The organism is Solimonas sp. SE-A11, assembly GCF_030345715.1.
Taxonomy (GTDB): domain Bacteria; phylum Pseudomonadota; class Gammaproteobacteria; order Nevskiales; family Nevskiaceae; genus Solimonas_A.
Map to the genome: position 1 here is coordinate 455,259 of NZ_JAUASX010000001.1, position 21,718 is coordinate 476,976.

The 21,718-nt window shown below is 61.8% G+C and carries 17 protein-coding genes and 2 pseudogenes; 6 read left to right on the forward strand and 13 right to left on the reverse strand.

Going from position 1 to position 21,718, the window contains the following annotated elements; all coding sequences use genetic code 11:
- Positions 1-5: 5 nt before the first annotated feature.
- Positions 6-1,136, forward strand: coding sequence for a hypothetical protein (locus tag QT386_RS02420; protein ID WP_289272136.1), 1,131 nt, complete (start codon positions 6-8; stop codon positions 1,134-1,136).
- A 240-nt stretch (positions 1,137-1,376) separates the two neighbouring features.
- Here QT386_RS02420 and QT386_RS02425 read toward each other — a convergent pair whose 3' ends face one another.
- A complete protein-coding gene (locus QT386_RS02425) occupies positions 1,377-2,609 on the reverse strand; it encodes a sugar-transfer associated ATP-grasp domain-containing protein (RefSeq protein ID WP_289272137.1) in 1,233 nt (410 codons plus the stop codon).
- Complete coding sequence (locus QT386_RS02430) at positions 2,606-4,501, reverse strand: asparagine synthetase B (protein ID WP_289272138.1); 1,896 nt, start codon at positions 4,499-4,501, stop codon at positions 2,606-2,608. The genes QT386_RS02425 and QT386_RS02430 overlap by 4 nt, the downstream gene beginning before the upstream one ends.
- A gap of 353 nt (positions 4,502-4,854) precedes the next feature.
- Here QT386_RS02430 and QT386_RS02435 point away from each other — a divergent pair.
- Both QT386_RS02435 and QT386_RS02440 read left to right on the forward strand, forming a co-directional pair.
- Positions 4,855-5,112 (forward strand): annotated as a pseudogene (locus QT386_RS02435) (nitroreductase family protein); the annotation flags it as partial.
- 845 nt (positions 5,113-5,957) lie between these two features.
- A pseudogene (locus tag QT386_RS02440) lies at positions 5,958-6,206 on the forward strand (nitroreductase family protein); the annotation flags it as partial.
- Positions 6,207-6,242: 36 nt separating this feature from the next.
- Here the strand turns inward: QT386_RS02440 and QT386_RS02445 are convergent.
- The 9 genes from QT386_RS02445 to QT386_RS02485 form a co-directional block, all read right to left on the reverse strand.
- On the reverse strand, positions 6,243-7,070 hold the full coding sequence (locus tag QT386_RS02445) for a hypothetical protein (RefSeq protein WP_289272141.1): 828 nt from the start codon (positions 7,068-7,070) through the stop codon (positions 6,243-6,245).
- A 21-nt stretch (positions 7,071-7,091) separates the two neighbouring features.
- A complete protein-coding gene (locus tag QT386_RS02450) occupies positions 7,092-7,463 on the reverse strand; it encodes an SH3 domain-containing protein (protein WP_289272142.1) in 372 nt (123 codons plus the stop codon).
- Positions 7,464-7,695: 232 nt separating this feature from the next.
- Positions 7,696-8,586: an HNH endonuclease gene (locus tag QT386_RS02455; protein WP_289272143.1), complete on the reverse strand. Its 891-nt coding sequence runs from the start codon at positions 8,584-8,586 to the stop codon at positions 7,696-7,698.
- A gap of 517 nt (positions 8,587-9,103) precedes the next feature.
- Positions 9,104-9,583, reverse strand: coding sequence for a hypothetical protein (locus QT386_RS02460; RefSeq protein WP_289272144.1), 480 nt, complete (start codon positions 9,581-9,583; stop codon positions 9,104-9,106).
- Positions 9,580-11,685 carry a TniQ family protein gene (locus QT386_RS02465; protein WP_289272145.1) on the reverse strand — a complete coding sequence of 702 codons (2,106 nt, stop codon included), beginning with the start codon at positions 11,683-11,685 and terminating at the stop codon, positions 9,580-9,582. Before QT386_RS02465 ends, QT386_RS02460 begins: the two co-directional genes overlap by 4 nt.
- A gap of 2 nt (positions 11,686-11,687) precedes the next feature.
- A complete protein-coding gene (locus QT386_RS02470) occupies positions 11,688-12,779 on the reverse strand; it encodes a TniB family NTP-binding protein (protein ID WP_289272146.1) in 1,092 nt (363 codons plus the stop codon).
- Positions 12,779-13,510: a hypothetical protein gene (locus tag QT386_RS02475; protein ID WP_289272147.1), complete on the reverse strand. Its 732-nt coding sequence runs from the start codon at positions 13,508-13,510 to the stop codon at positions 12,779-12,781. The genes QT386_RS02470 and QT386_RS02475 overlap by 1 nt, the downstream gene beginning before the upstream one ends.
- Positions 13,504-14,859 (reverse strand): DDE-type integrase/transposase/recombinase, encoded by a 1,356-nt coding sequence (locus QT386_RS02480; protein ID WP_289272148.1) that lies wholly within the window; start codon positions 14,857-14,859, stop codon positions 13,504-13,506. Before QT386_RS02480 ends, QT386_RS02475 begins: the two co-directional genes overlap by 7 nt.
- Entirely contained in the window at positions 14,795-15,625 is an 831-nt protein-coding gene (locus QT386_RS02485) for a hypothetical protein (RefSeq protein WP_289272149.1), read from the reverse strand. The genes QT386_RS02480 and QT386_RS02485 overlap by 65 nt, the downstream gene beginning before the upstream one ends.
- 134 nt (positions 15,626-15,759) lie before the next feature.
- On the opposite strand from QT386_RS02485, the gene QT386_RS02490 reads away from it, so the two are divergent.
- Positions 15,760-17,031 carry a hypothetical protein gene (locus QT386_RS02490; protein ID WP_289272150.1) on the forward strand — a complete coding sequence of 424 codons (1,272 nt, stop codon included), beginning with the start codon at positions 15,760-15,762 and terminating at the stop codon, positions 17,029-17,031.
- A 293-nt stretch (positions 17,032-17,324) separates the two neighbouring features.
- On the opposite strand, the gene QT386_RS02495 is transcribed toward QT386_RS02490, so the two are convergent.
- Positions 17,325-17,804 carry a hypothetical protein gene (locus QT386_RS02495; RefSeq protein ID WP_289272151.1) on the reverse strand — a complete coding sequence of 160 codons (480 nt, stop codon included), beginning with the start codon at positions 17,802-17,804 and terminating at the stop codon, positions 17,325-17,327.
- Positions 17,805-17,879: 75 nt separating this feature from the next.
- Positions 17,880-18,296, reverse strand: coding sequence for a hypothetical protein (locus QT386_RS02500; RefSeq protein WP_289272152.1), 417 nt, complete (start codon positions 18,294-18,296; stop codon positions 17,880-17,882).
- An 887-nt stretch (positions 18,297-19,183) separates the two neighbouring features.
- On the opposite strand from QT386_RS02500, the gene QT386_RS02505 reads away from it, so the two are divergent.
- Positions 19,184-19,957, forward strand: a complete 774-nt coding sequence (locus QT386_RS02505; RefSeq protein WP_289272153.1) for a hypothetical protein — start codon at positions 19,184-19,186, stop codon at positions 19,955-19,957.
- A gap of 25 nt (positions 19,958-19,982) precedes the next feature.
- A complete protein-coding gene (locus QT386_RS02510) occupies positions 19,983-21,716 on the forward strand; it encodes a hypothetical protein (RefSeq protein ID WP_289272154.1) in 1,734 nt (577 codons plus the stop codon).
- The last annotated feature ends 2 nt before the right edge of the window (positions 21,717-21,718 follow it).

The window sequence follows — 21,718 nt, forward strand, 5'->3', positions numbered from 1 at the left end:
TCTCCATGCGAATCGCGGCTGAACTGCGGGATGTGGAGCGCGCCTATGCCGCGCTGATCGGTTTGGTACGCGCGGCCGGCGGCCAGCTGCACCCTGGGCTCTGCCTGCACCAGGAGGGCAGGGCGCTATGGGCCACCGTCGACCGTCAGGCCCTCGCCGCCGCCGAGGCGCCGCTGATCCTGGTTCCGGAGCCGCTGCTGGTGCCGGTGGCCGACCTGCACTGGCGAGCCGCGAGTCGGCTAGAGCCAACGACCGGGCTGGAGCGGCTGAGCCCTTTGCAGCGTCAGGTGCTGGATCAGATGCTGGAGCTGTATGCGCTGACCGGCAAGCTGGCGGACCTGCCGCTGCGGCTGCCGGCGCTGGCGCTGGCCCCTGGCTCGGCGCTGGCACTGCGGCTGCAGACGGGCCACCCGCCCTGGGAGGCGGGCACGCTGTCACCGGCGGAGGCGTTCCTGCGCACCCGCACGCTGGGCTACCCGGCGGCTCCCTTGGTGGCGGACGCGGCGGGGCCGGCGAGGACCCCGGTGCTGATGCCCCTGGTGGATGTGCTCAATCACCACCCGGACGGGGCGCGCTTCAAGACCCGACCCAGTGGCGTGCGGGTCGACCCCTGGCCTTGCGGCGACGGGGGCGAGTGCTATGCCAGCTATGGCTACAAGGATGCGATGACCCTTCTGTTGCAGTATGGGTACGTAGCCCGCGAGCCCCGCTTCCTGCAGTCGGTTGCCTGTGAACTGCGGGTGCCGGGCCTCGGGCGGCTGGTGATCCAGGGCCAGCACCACCGCCCCCACATGGACCTGCCCGCGCTGGAGGTGCTGGCGGACGGCCTGTCGATCAGCCACGTCAACCTGGATGCGGCACGGCCCCTGAGGGCGCGGGCGATATTGCGGGTGCTGGTGGCCGGCCTCCACCCGAAGCTGGCGGGCGCCGAACTCGACAGCCTGGCCCAGGCGGCCTGGACGGCGGTGCTTCACGCCAACCGCGGGCATTACCAGGACCTGCTGGCATTGGGCACGGCCGAGCCGGAGGTTCCCGTCACGGCCATGATCGCGGAAGTGGCGCGGCACCAGCTGGGCCTGTTGGAGGCGATAGGGCAGGTCGCGTCCGGACATGAGCAGATTCCGCCAGCGGCCTGAGGGGCCCAGACCATCGGGCTTTCGAGGCCCCGCAGCGCGGCAAGCGCCTCATTCGCCTCGCAGGCTGGGGACCCGGCCTGCAGACCCGCTGCGGGTCAACCGAGGCAGGCGGCCGGTGCATCACGCTCCAAGAGACACAGAAGCCAGATCAGCGCCCCGCGTGGCCCGGCAGGCAAGCCAGTGACCAGCTCCGCCCGCTTCCACGGAGCCGATACCGGCACTTGAGCCCGGCCGCCCGATTCAGCGGGCGGCAGCGGCCAGCCCGCCGCGGACCATCTGCGGCATGGCCAGGCCGAAGCCGGCGTTGCCTTCGAGCAGCACCGGCCCCCCCGGCGTGATCACCCAGTCCCAGGCGACCGCCCAGAGTTCCGGGCAGAGGCCATGGGCGCTGGCGTTGTATCGCAGCAGCTCTTCCCAGAACGGCACGCGGAAATCCGTCGGCAGGCGTGCGCAGACTTCCGCCTGGTCGCGCCGAACCGGCTCGGGCAGTTGCGCCGCAGCCAGCGGCCGCGGGCACCCGCTACGCGGGTCCAGCGGCAGGATGACGTAGGTCTGTGGTGCCGTTCCCGGGGCGCTGGGGGCGGGGATTTCCAGCGCCGCGTAGCCGGGCGGCGCACTCCCCGCGGGGCCCTGTGTGATCAGGCGCAGGGTAATGGCGTCATCGCGGGTGCCGAGCGCCTGCAGTGCCGGGTGGTTTTCGAGCCGCGGCTGGATCAAGGCGTCGTCGAGAGCCAGCAGCTCACGCCAGGCCTGCTCGACGGCCGCCGTGTCGTCCAGCGCCCGCCCCTGGAAGCTGCATCCACGCAGGCCGCCTTCGACCCGCCAGACGGTAAACGCGCCCCGGCCGGCGTGACCGCTGCGTGTCTTGCAGAACCAGCAGGCGCCCGTGCCCAGGCGCGACGCCAGGGTGCCCGCGCTGTGCCGGGTGACACAGTCCAGGGTCTGTGCGACCGGCACGCCTCGTGCGGCCAGGGCCGCGGCGGCCGCCAGCTTGTCTTGCAGGCGCTGCCGCGCCGCACCGGCGGATGGGCCGGGGCTGCGCCAGCGGTGGTAGGCGGCGAGCTCGTGGTCGTAGATGTAGTCGGCGGCCGCTGCCGGCCGGCGGTAAAGCTGGAAGCGATAGACGTCGGCCGGCGGTATGCCCCAGCCCAGGCCCAGTACCAGCAGGCGGCCCGCCTGCCGCGGCAGGGAGATGTGTTCCTCCGCGCGGACCTGGGGCCCCGCCCTGCGCAGGACCGTCCAGCCCTGCCGCCAGACGTGGTAGGCAGCCCAGCGCAGCCACAGCCAGAACTCACCGAGCAGCCACAGGGGCCGCGGCAGGCGCCGCGGCGCCTGCCACCACAGGCGGCGATGCAGGGCCCGGCGCTCATCGCCGTCCGGCCAGAACAGCGCCGGCCCTAGCAGTCCGTGCGGCAAGCCCCGCGACAGGTATTCGCGGCGCAGCAGGCGCAGCGCGCGGCGCCAGCGGCTCATGCCGGGCCCGCGTGCCCGTGGAGCCAGCGGTTGAGCATGTGCAGTGCGGTGAAATGCTGCCCGATCAATGCCCCGGCCGACCCCTGCGCGAAGGATATGCCGAGCTGCGCCCGCAGCCGCGCCACATCCACCAGGTCCACCAGTGCCGGGTGCAGGTCGTGCAGCAGGGCCTGGTGGCGACGCGCCGAGGCCTCTGTCGCCAAGCCCAGATGGCTGGATGAGGAAGGAGCGCCCATATCCTTGCTGGGCTTCCACGCTACACGCTGGGGCACCACCCCGTCGATCGCACGGCGGTGAAGATAGCGGCCCATGCGGCCCGGACCACGCTTCTCGATGCTGGGCGTGGACAGGTATTGCTGCACCAGCCGCGCGTCCCACAACGGCCAGCGGTATTCGATGCCCCAGGATGCCGCTGCTAGCGTGCAGCTCTCGAGCCGTGCGGGGATGAACGCTTGTTGCAGCAGGTGCTGCAGGATGAAATCGTTGGTGCGGCGGTAGGGCGCATCGTAGATCGCGGTGGCGAAGTAGGCCTCGCGCAGGCCGTATGCGGCCACGACCTCGGCGCGCAGCGGCTGGTGTGGCCAACGCTCGTTCCAGGCCAGCCAGAAGTCCGGGTTGTACGCAGGACTCTTGCGGCTCGTGAGCAGCATCTTGGCGACCCTCAGGCGCCGGGTCAGCGCGTTGCCGGGCAGCAGCTCCTGCAATTGCTCGTAACGGCCTGCGTCCAGCAGCTCGAGCCGCACGTGGGACGCGGGGTTGGTGACCACCTCGTCGCCACCGAACCCGGAGTACAGGGTGCGGATGCCGCGCGCCTGGGCCTCGCGATAGAACGGCGTATGGCCGCTGCCGTTGCTGTGCTCCTCCGGCAGGCCGAGCACCCGCAGCGTGCGCTCCAGCACCTGGTCAGGGGTCTCGGCCTCATCGCTGCGTGCGGTGATGACGTAATTGTGGCGGACACCGGCAGCCTGGCTGGTCTCCAGGATATAGGCCGGCTCCTGTTCGCAGAGCGCGAAGGCAAAGCTGTGCAGCCGATCGCCCGGGTCACCCAGGAAGCGCGCGAGATAGGCAGTCACCGTCGCCGAGTCGATACCGCCGCTGTTCTCGGTGCCCAGCGGATAGTCGCTGGGCATGCGGCAGCGGATGGCCTCCTCCAACTGCGCGCGGTACTGCTCTACCCAGCGCGGGTCGCGCGCATGCGCGTCGGGGGCGTCGTCTCGCCAATGGTGCCAGCGGCTCAACGTGGCGCGGCCTTCGGCATCCACGCTCAGGCTGTGCCCTGGCGGCAGCTTGTGCAACTCGCGGTAGCCGGAGCGCTCAGGGCTGTTCGACAGGTGCAGCAGGTATTGCGCCATCCACTCCGGGTCCGGCGTCAGCGGCAGGCCGCGCAGCGTGCGCAGCGCCGCGGCCGAGCTGGCGAAGGCGAAAACCGAGGCATCGTGGCGGTAGTACAACGGCTTGATGCCGACAGCGTCGCGCGCCAGGAAGACGCGGCGGCGCGCGGCATCCACCACGGCGAGCGCAAAGTCCCCCACCAGATGCAGTGGCAGCGCCTCTCCCCAGCGTTGCCACGTGGCCAGGACGAGCTCGCTGTCGGCGAGCGACGCCAGGCGCTGGCGATCGAGCGCCAGCGCCGCCGCGAGCTGCTCGCGATTGTCCAGGCGGCCCCAGAAGGCCAGCACCACGCCGGTCTGTCCGCAGCGCAGCGGCAACTCCGGATCGCGCGACTGCGGGGCATTGAATTGGCGCTGGGCCAGCAGCAGCGCGGGACCCTGCTGCCAGCATCCTTCGCGATCCGGGCGGTGGTAGGGCGCCAGGGCGGCGCTCAGCGCGGCAGGTTCGGCGAAATCCTGTGGCTCAGTGCCGGGAGCGATCGTGATCAGGCCAGCAAACATATGGGCGGAACGTCCTACTCGTTATGCGATTCTGGGGCGGGCATGCCGGTGGCCGGCGCGGCGGACACGCCAGCCAGCGCGCCCTGGCGAGCCGAGATTAGATGCGATCCGCCCCCCGAGCGATACCCCTGTATTGCGTCGGCCCCCGCATCCGAAACCTGCCGCCTCGGCTCGCCAGGGCTGCGGCACACCCCGACAGACGACAGATCTCGCTCAAGGAGCCGAGTGGAGGCAGTGCCCGGATTCCGGCCGGCCGCCTGAGACAGGTGCCGGGTCCGCTGAACGGCTTTGCCATGGTGAAGAAGGCCGCCACCGCCGCGGGCGGCCTGCTGGCCGCCGTGCCTCGCGGGCCCTACACCGGCGCGGAGGTGAAGCTATGGGCCGCCAAGAGCACGGCACTGGCCTGCGAGAACCTGGTGCTGGCGCTACGCGCGCACGGCTACGACAGCTGCATGATGGAAGGCTTCGACGAGGTGCGCGTGCGCAAGCTGCTGAAGCTGAATGATGCGGCGTTCCCGATCACGGTGGTGGGGGCGGGTGAGCGCGCGGCGGTTGGGGTGTTATGGCCGCAGGTGCGGTTTGAGCGGGAGTTGTTTGTGCGGGAGGTGTAGGGGCTGGGCGACCGGCGGGCTCTCATGCATTTAGTTTTACCGAAGGGGTTGGAGTAATTTACTCCGACCCCTTTTTATTTCACTCCGACCCCTTTTTATTTCCCCGCGGTAGCCGGTGCGCTCAGGCCCGTTTGCTGACGGCCACCGGCCGTCGATCACGGAATGCGGTATCCGCAAGGATTCCGGTCGGAGGACCGGAAAGGGATTGGGCTGGGCGTCAGCTCGCTCCATAGGGAACAAGCGTGACAGTATCAGTGTACTCCTTGATACTGTTGAGCTTGCCGGCAGTTTGCGGACTTGCCAGCGGAACAAGCACGGGGGGGCGGTAAGGACGCTTGGGTGCGTCCCCAGTGGGGTGCTCGAGCGGGGCTGCGGCAGCGGCGGGACTATCCATGGTGGTGCTCAGGGTTCGAATGCGGTCTCAAAGATTAGCCGCCGCGAGGATGCATTACAATTCGGTCCGGTGACACGTCGGATTCAAGGTGGGGCCTGAGCTTCCCCTCATAAACCAGACTGAAAGCTTTTCCCTTTAAGTCGTTAGAAGGTGGCTTCACGGCAAAAAGGTCGCTGTCCATGCGTGCATGGCAGGGCTTGTATCTCTGGCGATGAGCGCCAACCTGGAGCGGGGAGATGCGAAGCACGTGCCGGTTGGCGCATCTACAACTCGGGCGGGGAAGGCGCGTGATGCTTAACGCGGGGCGCCCATGAATGGGGATCTTCCTACCAGTCATCACAGGCGATGTGTGCCGCTGCACGGGGCACGCGCGCGCAACCCAGGGCTCTAAACCAAACCGCTACTCAGGGCGGGGTAACGTCGCGCCGTGCCTCGCGGGCCCTACACCGGCGCAGAGGTGAAGCTATGGGCCGCCAAGAGCACGGCGCTGTCCTGCGAGAACCTGGTGCTGGCGCTACGCGCGCACGGCTACGACAGCTGCATGATGGAAGGCTTCGACGAGGTGCGCGTGCGCAAGCTGCTGAAGCTGGACGATGCGGCGTTCCCGATCACGGTGGTGGGGGCGGGTGAGCGCGCGGCGGGTGGGGTGTTCTGGCCGCAGCTGCGGTTTGAGCGGGAGTTGTTTGTGCGGGAGCTGTAGGGGCTGGGCGACCGGCGGGCTCTCATGCGTTTAGTTTTACCGACGGGGTTGGAGTAATTTACTCCGACCCCTTTTATTTGTAGCAAGCTTGCTGGCTGCCTCTTGCAGTTTTGACAGGATGTTAAGGTGCTCATTCGAATGGAATGGGACGGTTCCGATGAAATGGTCCGAAAGATGATAAGGGGATAAGGACTGTTCCCCCATGGGTTTCATGGTGGCTAGAGTTAGAACCCAGCATCCCCGCTCTAGGACGATGGCTTGACCACGAAATTGAGAGCACGCGTCGGCAATGGTGGTCAGCAATACCTGCCAATCAGCCTCGGTGGGAAAAGCAGTTGCCAAAACGATGGTTCGGACGCTGTGCACTTTCTGGGCGAGCAAAGAGCGTACCTTTTCGCGAGCGATCTTCATTCGCTTCTGAACACCTCGCTCGTGAATGGAGGGAGAGTACGTCTTCAATGAAATCCGCCAAGAATGGTTATCGGTGTCCACTACGTCGACGTCGTACCCCTTCTGGTTCTGTTTTGCGGGAACGACGCTCTGGTTTCCGTTCAGCAAGGAACTCACACCAAGGATTTCGAACAAAGCGCCATTGGTATTATTTTCGTCGCGCCCTTTGACAATCTTCACCTGATGCTTGAGCCACGACTTGTCGATGGGGTCAAGCCGTGCCAGTGAGTAGCCCAAGGTATAGAGTTCGAAGGTTGCCAATGCGTCCCGTCGCCTCCATAAGCGCTGCAGCAAATGGTCCCCTCGGGCCTGCAGCCAATCAGATTGAAAGTGCTCATGTAGAGCACGGAAAGCGGCGTCACGCTCCTCATCGGAGCCGCTGAGGGGGTTCTGGCGATTTCCAAAATAGTCCATTCAATTACGATCCTCTCTACCTTAAGGTCGGTTACCGTTTTGAGTTGCTGAATAGTTATGCGGGACTCGCTCGAGATACTTCTTCAGGACCCAGCCAGTTCGATACTCCTCGTGAAACCAATGGTAATACTCGATCTCCACCCACTTCCCGCGCTTTCTCAGAACGCGCACAACCTCGTTTGGTAGCAGCGACCCCTCAACTGGCGAGCCACTTTCAGGCTCGGATCGAACCCTCGCAGGCCGCGAACGAACGACCCACTGATCTGCTGTTGCTTTGGGAGCTTCCGCCAGCGTCTTTGCCAGTAATATCTCCAGACTGCGAATCCGATGAGCCTGAAGATCAAGCTTCTCCAGTGCCTGCTGGAATGCCTCGGTCTTCGCCTGCTGCACCATGGAGCTGTACTCCTGGTACGCAAACATAGAAGCCTCTGTGGCGCATTGCGATACGAAGCTGTGCGCACTCATCACTGCAGAAGGCCCTGTCATCGTTACGGCTGATGACATTCGTGAGGGCAGGCAGAATCCTCCTGCGCCGCCGTTGGTAAAAATGGAGGACGAGAGTCCCCCTTCCGGCGTAACGCCTGCAGCGCCTTTAGTTTCCGCGCAAGAATAAGCTGAGATGGATCTACTCCGCGGGCGCCATATCAATCCGAAATCCTTCTAATTCCTCGTCTCCATCGATGAGCTTGAGTTTGTCGGCAGCTGCCTTGAGTTTGGCAGCGGCGGCCTCCATCGCATCCTTGTCGGCGAATCGACCACAGATGATCTGGTAGGTCGGAAAATTCCATCCAAAGTCAGGCAGGCCGACGCGGCATCCTACAAAGTAGGTTCCCTGGTGGTTGATGAAGTCCACTGTCGCCCCGGTGTTGACGGCCTCTTCCTTGCTTACACCGCCGATCAATTGAAAGTAGCGCTTGTCGTTTCCGAGTATCAGTGGCGGCAGCAACGGCTCGAAAGAGTCCATGCCCATCATGGCGACGGTGTGTGCATGGCCGATCTGCGCGAGTTGCTCGCAGAATGCGTCAACGCGGACGTGTTCGATAATCCCGATGTCCTCATCAGGCTGGACGTACCCTTGCTTTACCAACTCTGCCATGTCCTCAGAAGAGTTCCGGAGTTCGCGATCGAAGGTCGCTGGGTACTTGTCAGACAGTATCCCGGCGCGCTTGAACTTGAATACGGTGTAGCAGCGGGGATATAGCTCGGCAGGCACCATTACTTCTCGTTCGGTGCCGTCGCGACGTATGGCGAGAATGGACAGTTCAGTGGGGCGTTCCTTCGGCTTGCGGGTTGGGACATTCAATCGAATCCGCATCCGACCGTACATGGATCTGGCGATCGCCTCATTGAAGCCACGGGTGACCTTTTGGCATGCAACGCACGATGCCTTGGGGAAAATCAACCTACCTCCGAGAGAGAAGGGCACGATGTGCTCATCGGTAAGAGGCGGTTCGGTGCCGCCGCAATAGATGCAGTAGTTCGCTGCTTCGTAGACTACGTTCTTCGGCTTGCTCATGGGTCATGCCTCGACGTTTGTTGGTCATGGACGGACAACGGGGACGCTGTAAAGAAAAAGCCCCTCCGAAGAGGGGCTTTGGCGTTATGACGACACTTTTTGGCGCCTGTCGCATACAAAATTGGTGGCGGATGGGTTCTCCGACGTGGGCGTAAGACCTGACCGAGATTCCATGGGACGACAGATCAAGTACTTGCGCAGAACGGCGAGTTCGATTTCGATATCAGGTGGCTCCCAATGCCGAGATTTGCCGTACAACTCGCCTGGTAAAGCAAGATTTGTCGTATGCAGCTCCGTTGAAGCTAAGGCGAGATTTGCCGAACGGCGTTTCGGGGCTAAGGTGAGATTTGCCAGCGACTGGACCTGTGCCGGAGGCAAAAAAAAAGGCCCATCAGGGCCTTTAAATGACTGCGGCAATCGTGGTTCAGTCGAGAGGTCTAGTCCTCAGGCGGTTGCCAGGATGTGAATCGGTCAAAGACGTCAGTCTGTCCCAGCAATCGGCGAGCACGATCTATCTTTACGCGAAGTTGTAGTGCAGCTTGGACGCGTATTGGGTCGCGTTTGCCGTGCCGGGATCCGCCAGCATCGACACCACATCCGGCGGAACAACACCCTCGAAACCCGAGGGCGAACCCGTCCACGGCTGCACATAGGCCCCCTGAGCAAGGTACTCCCCCCATTCGTCGAGTGCGGCTTCCTGAAGTTGCCGGTGGTCTTCGAAGTGGCGGATCAGTATCCCGATCGTGCGTCCCTCACCCGTGGCGAAGTGGTCGAAGTGAGCGCAAACCATGCAGGGAAAAGGCAGCTGGGCTGCCTGATCCAGTAAAACCGCTTCGCGTACTGCCTCGGCTGCGGGGAAAGCCTCTGCAGCAAAACTGCCCAGTTCCTCGGCAAGCGCCCCGGCATCAACAGCCAGTTCCCGCAGGTGCGCGATGAGTCGTGCGGCCCGGAAGCCCAGCCTTTGCTTTGCCACGACATTGGCAAAGATGGAGTTCATGACGACCTCCGATCAACCGGACCTTGGGTCATGTCATGGCGCTGGAGTGCCGGAGAGCCACGGGGGTAGAGTCGAACCTGGCGGGCCCCGGTTCCCAGACGAGTCGGCGCCGGGAGTTGGCCCATCGTGGCCAGGTTCGGGCACAGCCAGCGCCGGCGATTCAGTCCGCGGGCAATCGACGATGCCGAGCCCATTTCACGCCAGATCTCCCTGGCCCGGTCCAGCCCAGCAGCTTCCACCAGGGTCCGGTCAGCAAACCGGTGGGCCTGGAGGGTGCCGGTTACCACCCAGGTCTTCCGGAACTGCGCTGCTGTCTGGCCCAGCATGCGTGCGGCCTCCTCCAGCGGAACGAAGTCCCGCCCCAGGCGCAACTGAAGGCCGGCCACCGCGTCGCGGTCGAACACCTGCCGGCGGGCGTCGGATGCGGATGGCGAGATCCAGCCTGCCTTGATCACCTCCCGAAGGTGCCTCACCGAGATTCCCAGCGCCTGTGCGGCCTCGTGGCCCGCCACATGGCCCGGCTGCGTGGCGAAATGGCCAGCAGGACCCTTCTTCCTTCCGCCGGGGGAGCGATACGGGCCCACCAGGACAGTTGGCAGATCGAGACGCATGAGGTCCGGCCGCCTGAAGATGAAGGTGGCGCCGCCATCCACCCCTGGACCGCTGATCGGCTCCAGGCCAGCCGACCGCAGCCGGTTGGCGATGGTGGTGACGGACACCCCATGCTGCCTGGCGATCTCCGAGGCGAAGACGTTCTTCGCCTGGAAGGCTTCCAGGGCAGCCGGGTCCATCGTCCACTGGACCGAACTCGTGGCCGAGCCTTTGCTGGCAGGGAGCAGCTGGAGCTTGATCGCCCGGCGAACCGATTCCTCATTGGTGCCGAGCTGGACCGCTGCGGCGCTGAGGGTGACGCCCTCTCTGGCCTCCGGTTCGGTGGACTCTCCCACGGCACAGTGCAGTCCTGACAATCCGTCGGGCGGCGGGCAGTAATGGGAGACAATGTCCCCCGCCTTGATCTTGCTCACCAGGGCGGCCAGCGACTCCCGGCGCTTACCTGCGCGCAGGGTCGAGAACGGCAGCATCGGCTGCTTCGCATCCGCATGGCCGGCGACGATCCAGAGCAGCTCATTGAGAGCGGCGGCCGTGAACAGACCATCTGCGTTCGCGACCGCATGACCTTCCTGCACGAGCTTTTCGAAGGGAACCCTTCCGACGCCCAGCACAGCCCGGGCCACCGAAGCCGGCCATTGAACCTGGTCGAGCTTCGGGGCACGAATGACCGGCATTTCGCGCCGGAGCAGTTCGCGGGCCGTGGCAGAACATGCCGGATCGGTGGCGGCGAGCAACGGGGCTAGAGCCACCCGGGGGTGGAGCACGACGCCGTCATCCTGGGCGGAGAGAGTCGGCCACTCCTCGCGGCTCAGTTCCGCCAGTACATGGACAGTGGCTGCTCTGGACAGGTCCAGGCCAAGGGCCGACCACAGCCCGGCAAGCTGCCAGAGGTGACCCATCACGTTGAGGCCGGCCTGGTCGCCGGCATCCAGGATGCGCTGCATGGTGCTCGCGACGCGCGCGGAGCAGGGCTGCTGGCGGGCGGCCATCTCGTCCGGAGCACATCCGCAGGCGAGCGGATCGCCCGCGGGTCTCCAAGGGACTCCGCAGCAGGGACAGGCATCATCCAGCAGGACCAGATGCTTGGGGCAGGCCATGGTGGCGACGTGATCCCAGACGCTGTGGGCGTAGCCGTCCTCTACATAGCAGGCGACGCAGATCCTGGACTGGCGGAACTGCAGGTCCCCAATGGGGACCTGCAGCCGGTTCCAGACGAGCGCGTCGAGCTTGGCGCGCCCGGTACGTTCGTAGGAGACCTTGTCGGCCTCCTCCGAAGGAATGCCCATCGGCGCGAAGATGCAGGCCCGCAGATCGATGCTGCGGGCTGCCGATGCCAGACCACTCGGAGAGTGGTCCAGCGCCGGGTTGAGGGCATAGGCGAAGCGCAGCGCCGAGCTGTGGTGATTGCCGAGGGCGCCGCGGCGCAGCACACTCAGCGGCGACTCCCCGGACTGGGGAATGGGACGAAATGGCAGAGACGTGTTCGTCATGATCAGGCCGCCATCTTCATGATGAGCTGATGCACTTCGTCATCGCTCGCGACGAACGGGTTGATCGCGCGGCCATCGAGGGCCTCAAAAAACTGCTTGCGTGTCGCGCGGCGCTGCTCTCCAGCCAGATGGATCAGGAGCGCCCGATGGCGCTGCTCGAATCCGGCCGTGAAGTCGCACATTTCGATCCTCTTCGACTCGCGTCGATGCGCGCATAGCGCGGCGCGGATCACAAGATCCTTGAGCCTGCTGGGCACGCCGAGTGTTACCGAGTAAACCCGCTCGGCATCACTGCCTCCGTTGACGAGGAGTTCCGCCGAGCTGAAGTGAGGCAGCGAGTTAACCGCGTCCATCAGGAGGTCATTGACGAAATCGACCATGCCCGTGTTGCCGGCACTGGGGATGCCGAAAGGGTCGAGGGAATAGAAGTGGGGGAAGCGACGCTCCAGCTGATCATCGCCTTTGATGAGTTCTCGGGCTTCCGGGGTCCCCGTGATCAGGACGGAGACGTGGGTCCTGTTGATGACGTGCTTCACCCAGGAGCGGGATGCGCGCAGCCTGCCGGGCTGGATCTTCTGCCGGTCGCGACCGAGGGCATACAGGTCCTGGAACTCATCTTGCCAAAAGAGCTTCACGCCGCTTTGCGGTATCGTCCTGCACAGTCTTTCCGTGAGCTCTGAGCAGGTCCCGTTCAGGTTGGACGTATCGCCCAGTGCCCTGAGTGCCTGCTGCGCCATCGAACGGGGGGTGATGTTGGTCGGCATCGACATCATTAGAGCCGGAACCTTCCGGCGCATGCCGAGACGGAACTCGTCTTCTTCCTCCGGCATCTGGCTCTTGAGGATGTCCTGCAGCGTCGTTTTGCCGCAGCCGGCCTCACCGGTCAGTATGGCGTGGCGGGGCTCCGAGAGCGCGGCGTTTTCCGCCAGGACTTGCTGGATCAGCTTGATGCCGCCTTCCAGACGGGCATCGATGATCACGTGGTTGCTGATGTGTGCCACGATTTCTACCTCAGCCGGGGTGAGTACCGGCTGGTCGGCATCGAGGAAGGTTTTGAAGTTCTCCTTTTCAGGGGTGGGGTTTTGGTTTTGCATTATGTGGGTCTCCTTTTCAGGTTGATGGATGGGTACTTAGGCTTGTTAGGCAAATCTCCTGGTTTGCATTCGTGGGTGGTTGGGGCCTGCTGAGCAGGTGATTCGTTGGGGTCACTGACCTGGGGGGCAGGAGGGTTACCCTGCTCCTTCACGGGTTTGGGTGGAGCCTGCACCTTCGCCTTCCCTGGTCTCGGTGCGCTCGGCGGCGGGGATTCCTGCGCCTGTTCATCAGGCGGAGTCATGCCGGCCTGCCTCAGCCGGAGTTGCGCCAGCTGGTTCTGCAGGTCGGACAGCCGCTTCTGGGCAGCCGGATCGTGACCGTGGCCCAGTTCGGCGTACCAGGCGACCCGGAGCTTGAGGGCTTCGGAATCGCTCATCCGTCCGATCTTTTCCGCGAGCCCTTTGTCCTTCACCGCCTTCTTCAGGCGGTTGAGTTCGAACAGGGAGAGCCCGCGCGTGAACTCCGGCTGGCGCGAATCCAGCTTGATCGGTCCCCGATCGCTCTCGGGGACGTCGACGTACACGACATGCAGGTCGAGCTCGTCTATGCGGACATCGACCTTGGGCTCGCGTCCCAGCGCCCGCTCGGTGTGCTCCCAGGAGTGCAGCGCGTCTGTCTTCCAGGTAAGCCCGAAAACCTCGACGATGCCGCGCACCAGGGTGCGCGGCACGACGGTACGGGCGAGGACCTCGGCGTCCTGCGGAAGCAGCGTGCGGACCGGGATCAGCATGTCTTCGTTTCCTCGTTCCAGACATCGATGGGCGCGCGGCCGAGCGCGCGATGCGGCTGCTGGTGGTAGATCTCGTCGATCCAGGTCTGCACACGCCCCTGGATATCCTTGAGCGTCAGCATCGCCATATCCTGTGAGCGGTAGTCACCACGAGCTTCCGGATTGGAGAAGGTGGTCCCCGGGAGCTTGTGGATGAGGTCCTCGTTCAGGCGCCGGAAGAAGCGCTCGACCACGGCCTTGCCGTTGGGCGTGTGCGGTTTGCAGATCTCGAGTTTGACGTCGAGGTTGCCGATGAACCGAATGAATCCAGAGTCCTGGTAGTCGGCGCCGTTGTCGACAATGAGGGTCGATGGGATGCCTCTGGGGCAGCCAGGCGACGCCACTACCGCCTTCATCATGGCCTTCAGAAGCGTGCCGCCCGAGAAGGGTGCCAGCGAGACGAACGCGGCCAGGACACAGCGGGTGCGCACGTCGATGATGACCGTCACATACGGCCGGCCCAGCACCTTGGCGGGACCACCGTCCAGGCGCTCCTCCACCGCCATGATGTCCATGTGCTGGCCGTCGGCCATGCAGATTTCCAGCGGTTCTCGCGCGATGAAGGACCGGCCCGCCGCTCGATGATGGCGATCGGCATAGGCCTTCCCGTGCCGGCGCCGGTCGCGCTCGTAGCTGTCGACACTCTTCATCAGCTTGTCGACGAGATACCGCGAGGGCGCCTCCAGCGTCTGACCGGTCTCGGCGTTGTAGTTCGCGACGAGGCGCAGGGCCTCGGCGTGAACATCACACTGGCGGTTACGGTGTGGGCTCAGGCCTACGTCTCGAACCGCCAGACCGCACAGCTCGAGCACCTTCGGGGGCACGTTTCGAAACTCCACGCGGCTCGGCTTCGGGCGGTTCACCAGCGCCATGTCGTCGCACCCGGCCTCTCGCCAGAGGCGGATCCAGTTCGCGATGGTCGAGGCCCCGGGAGGATCCTGGTCATTGATTGCGGCGGCGATCGACTTGAGGTGCGCCTGGATCTCCTGCTGCGAGCAGGGATTCTTCGGAGCACACCGGATCATGCTGTGCACGTAGTGGGCTCGGCGCTTCATGCACTCGAGCTGTGCGGGCTTGAGCGAGCGACGGGATGTCACCATGCCGTCGACGATATCGCGCGGCGTGTAGGTGATCTTCAGGCTGTTGGCGTCCAGCAGTGCGGACAGCGCCATGAACTTGAATGTCCGCATCGGCCCGCCGTTGCAGGGCACCGCACGAATTTCGTCGGTGCGGACCGCGGCGACCTCATAGGCGGATCCGGACATTTCGAATCGTGCCCCGGCCTGCAGGATGGGTAGAATTTTTTCCATGAGAAACCTCCAGAAGAGCGTATGGGCTCCATTGCGTAGTGGTGGGAAAGGAAACATCACCGAGCAGTGCCAGCTTCTCGACACTGATCGGGTTAAAGCCAAGGGAAACGGCGCAGCTGCGAAGTTCGGAGACGGAGTGCGGGCGATTGCGGAGCGGCTCCAGAAGCTGAAGACGGTCCTGTTCGCTCAAGTCCACGCTTACCCCCTTGCGGAGGGCCTCGCGGATCTGCCGATGAGGCTGGGTTTCCAGTTCGAGTTCGGTGACCAGTGCGTGGCGGAGTCGGGCTTGCTTGAGCGTCGAGCGCATGGACTTCATACGCAGGGTTACAGCAGGTTCGGTCAGGCGGCCGGCGACCTTCACGTCGATGATCACGAAGGTGCCGTTCCGGTATTCCGCGACGAAGTCCGGCACATAGGGCTTGCCGAGCGCACCTGGCACGAAGATGGGCTGGCAGCGATACCGGCGGATGTCCGGATCGATCTCCAGGCTTTCGGCCATGGCGGCCTCGGGGCGTCCCTCACAAGGAATGAGGGCGCCGTCGTTCTTCGGGGACGGGTACAGCGAGAGGCGCGCGTAGGGCAGGCCTTTCCGGAACGCCCGCACCCCCTGGAGGATGTTGGCTCCGTCGGGCTTGCGGGCGAACGCCGCATAGATGTCCCGGTGCAGGGCTCGCACCCCTTCGTCATCGAGGTAGACCACGTGCGCTTGATCGGTCTCCAGGGAGGACCGACCGCTGGTGGTCTGTTGGCCTTGTAACGCGAGCATCTCTAGGTGTCTCCGCAGTCGCCGGCGAATCCGGCAGTAGCTATGAAAACACGTATAAAACGCGGTATAAGGCCGAAATTAGAGGCTTGGATACGCGTTTAGGAGGTCAAATGGGGCGGCCAAGGCGGGATTTGGTGCAGCGCTGCCAAGCGTCGCTGTGGGCCAAGATGGTTTGGGAGGCCACCGGTTTGGATTTCGACGAGATGGACTTCGTGTTCATTCCCGCCACGGGCTGGAATGGCACCGATCCGCTGCCGCCTAACCGATTGATAAAAAATGAATTACTGAGAAATAGATTGTGGGCAAACCACCGCTTTAAGGTGCAGCAGCGCCGTGCAGCGAAGAAGGAAGCTGACGAGGCCAAGAAGGCGGGCCGACCCGTTTCTGCGGAGACAAAGAAAGTGAAGGAGCTGCCTCTGAGTCCGCGTGTCATGAACCGCATTTACAGGTCGGGTGACAGCCCAGAGCGGGTGCGAGGAGCGCAGGGGGGTGTTTCGAACTTGGTCGAGGTATTCGCGGCGCAGGATGAGCGGTGCCGATTCGCCCGAGAGGTATACAAGCACCCTATCTGGGACGTCTTGGCCAGCCAGGGACCACCGACCGAGGAGCGAACGGACCAACTGATCGTCGCCTGCCTGGAGCGCCTTGGGTTGGCGATACTTAACGACAATGTGATGTACGTAGCGGACCTGGTGGTCGGCGACGCATTCCCCGTGAAGCGCGATGACCTTGAACAAATATCCGCGGGTGCAAGCCGCCTTTCCTCCACAGGATCATTGGATGCGATTCTGCCGCTTGCGCTACTTTGCAAGCTGGCAGACGAAGACCTCGCCTATGACATTGCCGATGTGTATGTGAAGGCCCTGGATAAAGCCCTGGTCTCCTTCCAAGACCGTGTCGATGATGCTTACGTCGTGGGAACGTTGCGCGAATTTATCCACGATCGATTGCTCCGGAACGAGTGGAAGAAGACGTCTCCGGAGGATTGGCTGCGCTCGAATCTCGTGCGTGGAGTCAGGCGGAAGAAAGCAGAAGCCTATCGACTTGAGGCTCAACAGGTGGCGAATCCTGCGGCGTTTTTCTTTAACCGTCCGGAGACACCATCTGTTCATCCCCACTTGCCTGTGATCGAGCTCGATAACAAGCTGACTTGGTTTCTTAGGTATCACTATGTGGTCTTGCAGTCTGCGATCATTGTTGCTACCGGGACCAACCCTTACGAAGAGTCACCCGCAGATCCTCAGGGTGAAATAGATCGTGTGAGGCGATTCTGGAACGCTAAACCTCAACCAATACAATTGTTCCGGTCGACCCTTGAGGAAGCGCTCACGACGGTGAGGTCTCAGCGAGCCCACATCACGTCGCCTTCGGCGCGCCTGAAGCGCAAGAAAAAGCAAACGGGTTGAAGCGAGAGGGATGCTCCGCTCAGTAATCCGGATTCATACCCTAGTGAAGTTATGAGCGACGAAATTGCGAAGAAAATAGAAGTGTTGATATCCAGCTGGGAGAGCAGCGCGCGCATGCCGCTCGAGTTCCAGCGCCTCCACGGTCGCGCATCGCGACCCGCGCTTCATGGCCGCCGTGAACCTCGATGGCGGTCAGCATGGCAACGAGTTGTTTGACACAGATGTGCGCATGGGCCTGAATGAAAGGTGCCCGTTAAGAAAGCCTGTCGTTCTTCACGCGAAGGCGGCCATATTTACGGAAGCGGGGGCTCTACCCAAGCAGTGCGGGATATTCTCCCAGCACGACCTATCAGGTTCATTCGATCCTTAAAATCACGAGCCACTGCGTTATGCTCCACTGCCTTCTCCAGGAGAGTATCGATACGAAGGCGCATGTGAAGTTGCATAAGAAATTCCTCACGCTGCTCCTCGAACTTGAGGCCTCCATTGCTCAAAATGAGCTGATAATGCAGGCTTTTCCGATCCTCCAGAAGTTCGCAGAGGCGCTTAACTCCCTCCATTTGGGCTGCGTCCAGAAGATCTTTTTCAGTGGCCGCCAGCAAATCCTCGCTGCTGTAAGAAAGGTCAGAATTGCTATAGGTGTTTCCCCTTTCGCTAAAAAAAGCGTGGCATCGAACCATGTGCGTATTGCCGGTAAGCGTTGGTCCGTCGACGATCACAATGCCGTAACCGAATTGCTGAACATAGGGACAAGCGTAGATTTTATAAGCCATGGTATTTTCCCTTGAGCTACTGATCTAAGCGCATAGACTCGACACCTCTGTGGCCAAGGGTTAGTGACACCCCCTTTAGCCTTTCCAAACTTCGCGAACGAGGGCTGCCAATTGATTCACGAGGGGACGAGTTCTCTTCCTATCCGACCAGTTTGGTCCATTTACATATTGCTTATCGCTTGGATGAGCCAAGTATGCAATTTGAAACTCACCCTCACCTAAGTTGATGTTGTTGACGAGTGGCTTATTCCCGCATAAGAAATCAGCATCTACGTCAAACATAAAGGGTTTTAAAACTGTCATTCGCATGGCTGGTCGAGAAACATCCGGAGCTTCAAGATCCACTAGAAAAGTGTCATCGACGATCGATACTAAATGCAGGTCAATAGGCATCCGTTCTGAAGGAGAAACGGTGAAACCGTTGTAGCCCACCTGAACATACTTAGCGCCTGCATCCAACCACTCTTGGGAATTTTCTGCCGTCATTTCCATGCCCGCGATTCTTCTGCGAACAAATTCCGGTGTGAAGGCTTGCAAACATACTGCGAGAGGCTCCGCAGTGATATTTAGATGCCGTAGCGTGGACGTTACAAGCTTAGTGGATGCCACGCACCGTGGTCTCTGAAAAGCAGAATCTAGAAGGGACGGGGCATGCTCGATGATTGTCTCAAGGGCAGCGGTGACTCTTGCACGGTCCATGGGAGCTTCAGAATTGGATTTGGCCTTATTTTACGACCAAAAATCCAGGTCGTAAGCACTAAGCCCCAAATCTAGGCTGCCGACAGTAGGTGGGGATGATCGGTTTCTCGGTTGCGGGACGATGTTCTAGACCAAATGTAGAGAAGGGTGGATTTCTAGAATTCGCCGTAAAGCCCCCCAATTGCCACCTATCCCAATGGAAATTTCCGCTGCTTCCGCTTGGGATTTGGGGAGACCTTATCAATTTTTCCGATGGGGATCTGCGGCAAATCCGATCTGATGGTGATTCGCTTGGGCACCCTATAAATGACCAGACACTCGCGGGAGCGGAGTTACAGAGATTCGACAGATACCTTATCCGAATCCCGCCATAAGGAAGGCATAGCCTACACGGCTGAAGATATCTATAAGTGCGGGCGCTGAGATCGACAATATGCGACCTGATTCAGGTGTCATGTCTAAGTTAAAGATACTCGGTCGCTGCCTTTAGCGCGCGAATATCACTCCCGCCACCTTCTCTGTTAGTGACGGGCAGAATCGAGATCAAGCGGGAAAGAGCTTCTGGCTTTTTGCTGATGCGGCTGATAAAACTGTTTCCCGTCAGGTTTGCGAGCAGGTTTGCTATCCGTCGCCTGTATGTGATTCCGGGATGCGGTGGCTTATCGCCTTGGGGGGACATCATGGGACTTGCGGTTCTGCTGCTGCTGCTGTCTGTGGCTGTCGACATGCTCGCAATGAAGTATGGCTTTTTGCATTTGTCCGGCGGACAGGTGTGGTTAGTGTCACTGGTCTTGATGAGCCTGTCGTTGGGAGCGATTGGCTGGGCGGCGCATAAGCGCTGGGACGGCGTGCTGATCGATAGGGACAACCGCATCAGCTTATCGCGTCTGCAACTTATCGTGTGGACCCTGCTGCTGCTGAGCGCATTGCAGGCTGTGGGCATTTTTAACATTCCCGCGTGCCTCACCGGCGACATGCGCGGTCCGGTAGACGTTCGCATTCCATCCGAGATTTGGGTCCTACTAGGCCTGGGAAGCTTCACGGCTGTGGCCGCGCCTACAATAAAACAGCGCTATCGCAGTCACTCTCTGCAGCATGGGACCCTGGCCGACGCGATCGCCGTGCATGTCAAGACGGGTTTACGCCTCCAGACGCAAGGCAGCTTTGATGGGCGAGTGTATAGAAATGCCACGCCCGCAGATGCCAGGTGGCTCAACTTGGTGATGGGCGACTATGAAGGTGCGGCGTACATAGACATTAGTAAGGTGCAGCATCTAGTGCTCACGCTGCTCTTGGTCCTGATATACGCACTGGCGCTCAATCAGTTGCTCGATAAGCCTTTGCCATATCGAGAGGCGATCAGCCAGTTTCCCGAAATTTCATCGGGATTTCTCTCACTGTTGGGGATTAGCCACGCCGCTTATCTCGCCGATAAGTCTGGAGGCCAAACGTGAACTGGGTCCGTAGAGGGGGTCCGCAGTGACCCCGGCGGAGCTTGGCGCGCTGACTGAGCGACTAGCCGAGCTAGGCTTCAATATGGTGTTCGACGTCACTCTCGAAACATCGCCGTGGCTGCGGCACGCCATACGCGAATTTCAAATCTATGCGCGCTTTGCGCGCGTCGCGAAGCTCAGATCAGACAACGCAACTGATCCGCGCTGGGTCAATCGGCTGCAGGCGACTGACAATAGTAAGCCCTACACCGGAGCGATTAACGGGACTTACGACGCGGCGCTGCAACCCTTTCTCGATCACTGGCACGCTGAGAACTATCGCTGCCCGGTTGTCGCCGAACTCTATGTCAATAACGCCAAGCCCACTTGGCCTGAGTTGGGGGCTGACACGAAAGGAGTGCGCGGAAACTATTGGCGTTATGACGATCCTCGGATCGAGTCGTTCGTCAAAGAGCATCAGGATGAGAAGGATCCGCGCGGGCGGCTGCAAGTACGAATCTGCGACCTGAGTGGTATGTTTGAGTCGGCGCACAGTGCAGGCACGATGGTAAAAAGCGGCCGCATCCGCCGCCATGTTGTAACTTCGGGAAAAGGCAAAAAAAAGAAGACTGACACATGGGTCGGTGGATTTGTCGGTGATTCGCGAATCGTTACTCCGACGGCCGAAGTTCTGCCCAAGACGATGATCGACCAAGAATGGGCGCAACTGACCGATTCCGCCAAGCAGACCTTTCGGGTAGTACGTGCCGTCTCTGAGCAAGAGTGTCTCGGCTACCTTCAATCGATCAACGGCTATGACGACGCGTGGATGTCGCTCGGTCCATGTCACTGGACATTGGCTCTGGCGGTCCCCGGCCAAGCGGAGCCCGACCAAGACGCGGGAGCGGGCGAGTTGCCGGCCTTTTTGGCTTATTGGGCATCGACCGAGCCAGCCGATGCTAGTGCCAGACTACTCGAACCTTTCGGAATTATGCCGCGGCCGGCTTGGACTAATGGAGAGCCTCCGAGCAAGCCGGGGGCGATTTGCGCCTATACCGGGCGTTTACATTGGTTGCCGAAGCCGGCAGGCGGGTCCGGATCCGATTCTCCGATCGCGAAGGTTGAGGACCTTAATTGGTTTCGTACCACTCATTGGTTTTGGCGGTTCCTAGCGCTCGCCCGTAACGTCAAATCGTTTCGATTGCGCCAATGGCATATGACGCGAATTCGGATTCGAGACATTCTGGCCTATGAGATTGATCCTTCGGATCGCCCCACCAAGCCAGCGGGCACGGCCAAGGTTCCCGTCGGAAATCTTGTCACCTCAGAAGCGGGCGTTGCGCTGCTGCTGCGCTGCCATATCCGAAAGTCGGGGTTTCTTGCCCAAGGAAATCTGGCCCATCCATCGCTGCGTTTGGCTCTCGCCTTTGCGAATATTTCCGAAACGGACCCGAATAAATGGAAGGACGCGGAAGAGAAACAACTGATCCAAGGATTGCTTGCTTCCGCGGCAGTCGCGGGTCTGCCTGCCAAGACCGCGGCTAGACTAAAGAAGCTAAAACTCGAAGAAATTCACGGGATGCGAGATGAACTCGCAGGACTTATGTCCGCGGGTGACCTATTCGACCAATGCCAAAAACTGCTTGCTTGGCCCGACCCACGTAATTTCTCCTGGGGCCGAAAGGGCGCGGCTTTCAAGCTGGCGAAAGACGTCGCGACGCCCGGCCTTCGTCAAGCGCGCGGCTCCTTCACGCTCGATGTGAGCAATTTGCCTACCTGAGA

What these genes read in the sequence shown, in the direction of transcription:
- QT386_RS02420 (WP_289272136.1), top strand. Translation starts at nt 6, where the DNA reads ATGCGAATCGCGGCTGAACTGCGGGATGTGGAGCGCGCCTATGCCGCG.
- QT386_RS02425 (WP_289272137.1), bottom strand. Translation starts at nt 2,609, where the DNA reads ATGAGCCGCTGGCGCCGCGCGCTGCGCCTGCTGCGCCGCGAATACCTG.
- QT386_RS02430 (WP_289272138.1), bottom strand. Translation starts at nt 4,501, where the DNA reads ATGTTTGCTGGCCTGATCACGATCGCTCCCGGCACTGAGCCACAGGAT.
- QT386_RS02445 (WP_289272141.1), bottom strand. Translation starts at nt 7,070, where the DNA reads ATGGACTATTTTGGAAATCGCCAGAACCCCCTCAGCGGCTCCGATGAG.
- QT386_RS02450 (WP_289272142.1), bottom strand. Translation starts at nt 7,463, where the DNA reads ATGGTGCAGCAGGCGAAGACCGAGGCATTCCAGCAGGCACTGGAGAAG.
- QT386_RS02455 (WP_289272143.1), bottom strand. Translation starts at nt 8,586, where the DNA reads ATGAGCAAGCCGAAGAACGTAGTCTACGAAGCAGCGAACTACTGCATC.
- QT386_RS02460 (WP_289272144.1), bottom strand. Translation starts at nt 9,583, where the DNA reads ATGAACTCCATCTTTGCCAATGTCGTGGCAAAGCAAAGGCTGGGCTTC.
- QT386_RS02465 (WP_289272145.1), bottom strand. Translation starts at nt 11,685, where the DNA reads ATGACGAACACGTCTCTGCCATTTCGTCCCATTCCCCAGTCCGGGGAG.
- QT386_RS02470 (WP_289272146.1), bottom strand. Translation starts at nt 12,779, where the DNA reads ATGCAAAACCAAAACCCCACCCCTGAAAAGGAGAACTTCAAAACCTTC.
- QT386_RS02475 (WP_289272147.1), bottom strand. Translation starts at nt 13,510, where the DNA reads ATGCTGATCCCGGTCCGCACGCTGCTTCCGCAGGACGCCGAGGTCCTC.
- QT386_RS02480 (WP_289272148.1), bottom strand. Translation starts at nt 14,859, where the DNA reads ATGGAAAAAATTCTACCCATCCTGCAGGCCGGGGCACGATTCGAAATG.
- QT386_RS02485 (WP_289272149.1), bottom strand. Translation starts at nt 15,625, where the DNA reads ATGCTCGCGTTACAAGGCCAACAGACCACCAGCGGTCGGTCCTCCCTG.
- QT386_RS02495 (WP_289272151.1), bottom strand. Translation starts at nt 17,804, where the DNA reads ATGGCTTATAAAATCTACGCTTGTCCCTATGTTCAGCAATTCGGTTAC.
- QT386_RS02500 (WP_289272152.1), bottom strand. Translation starts at nt 18,296, where the DNA reads ATGGAAATGACGGCAGAAAATTCCCAAGAGTGGTTGGATGCAGGCGCT.
- QT386_RS02505 (WP_289272153.1), top strand. Translation starts at nt 19,184, where the DNA reads ATGGGACTTGCGGTTCTGCTGCTGCTGCTGTCTGTGGCTGTCGACATG.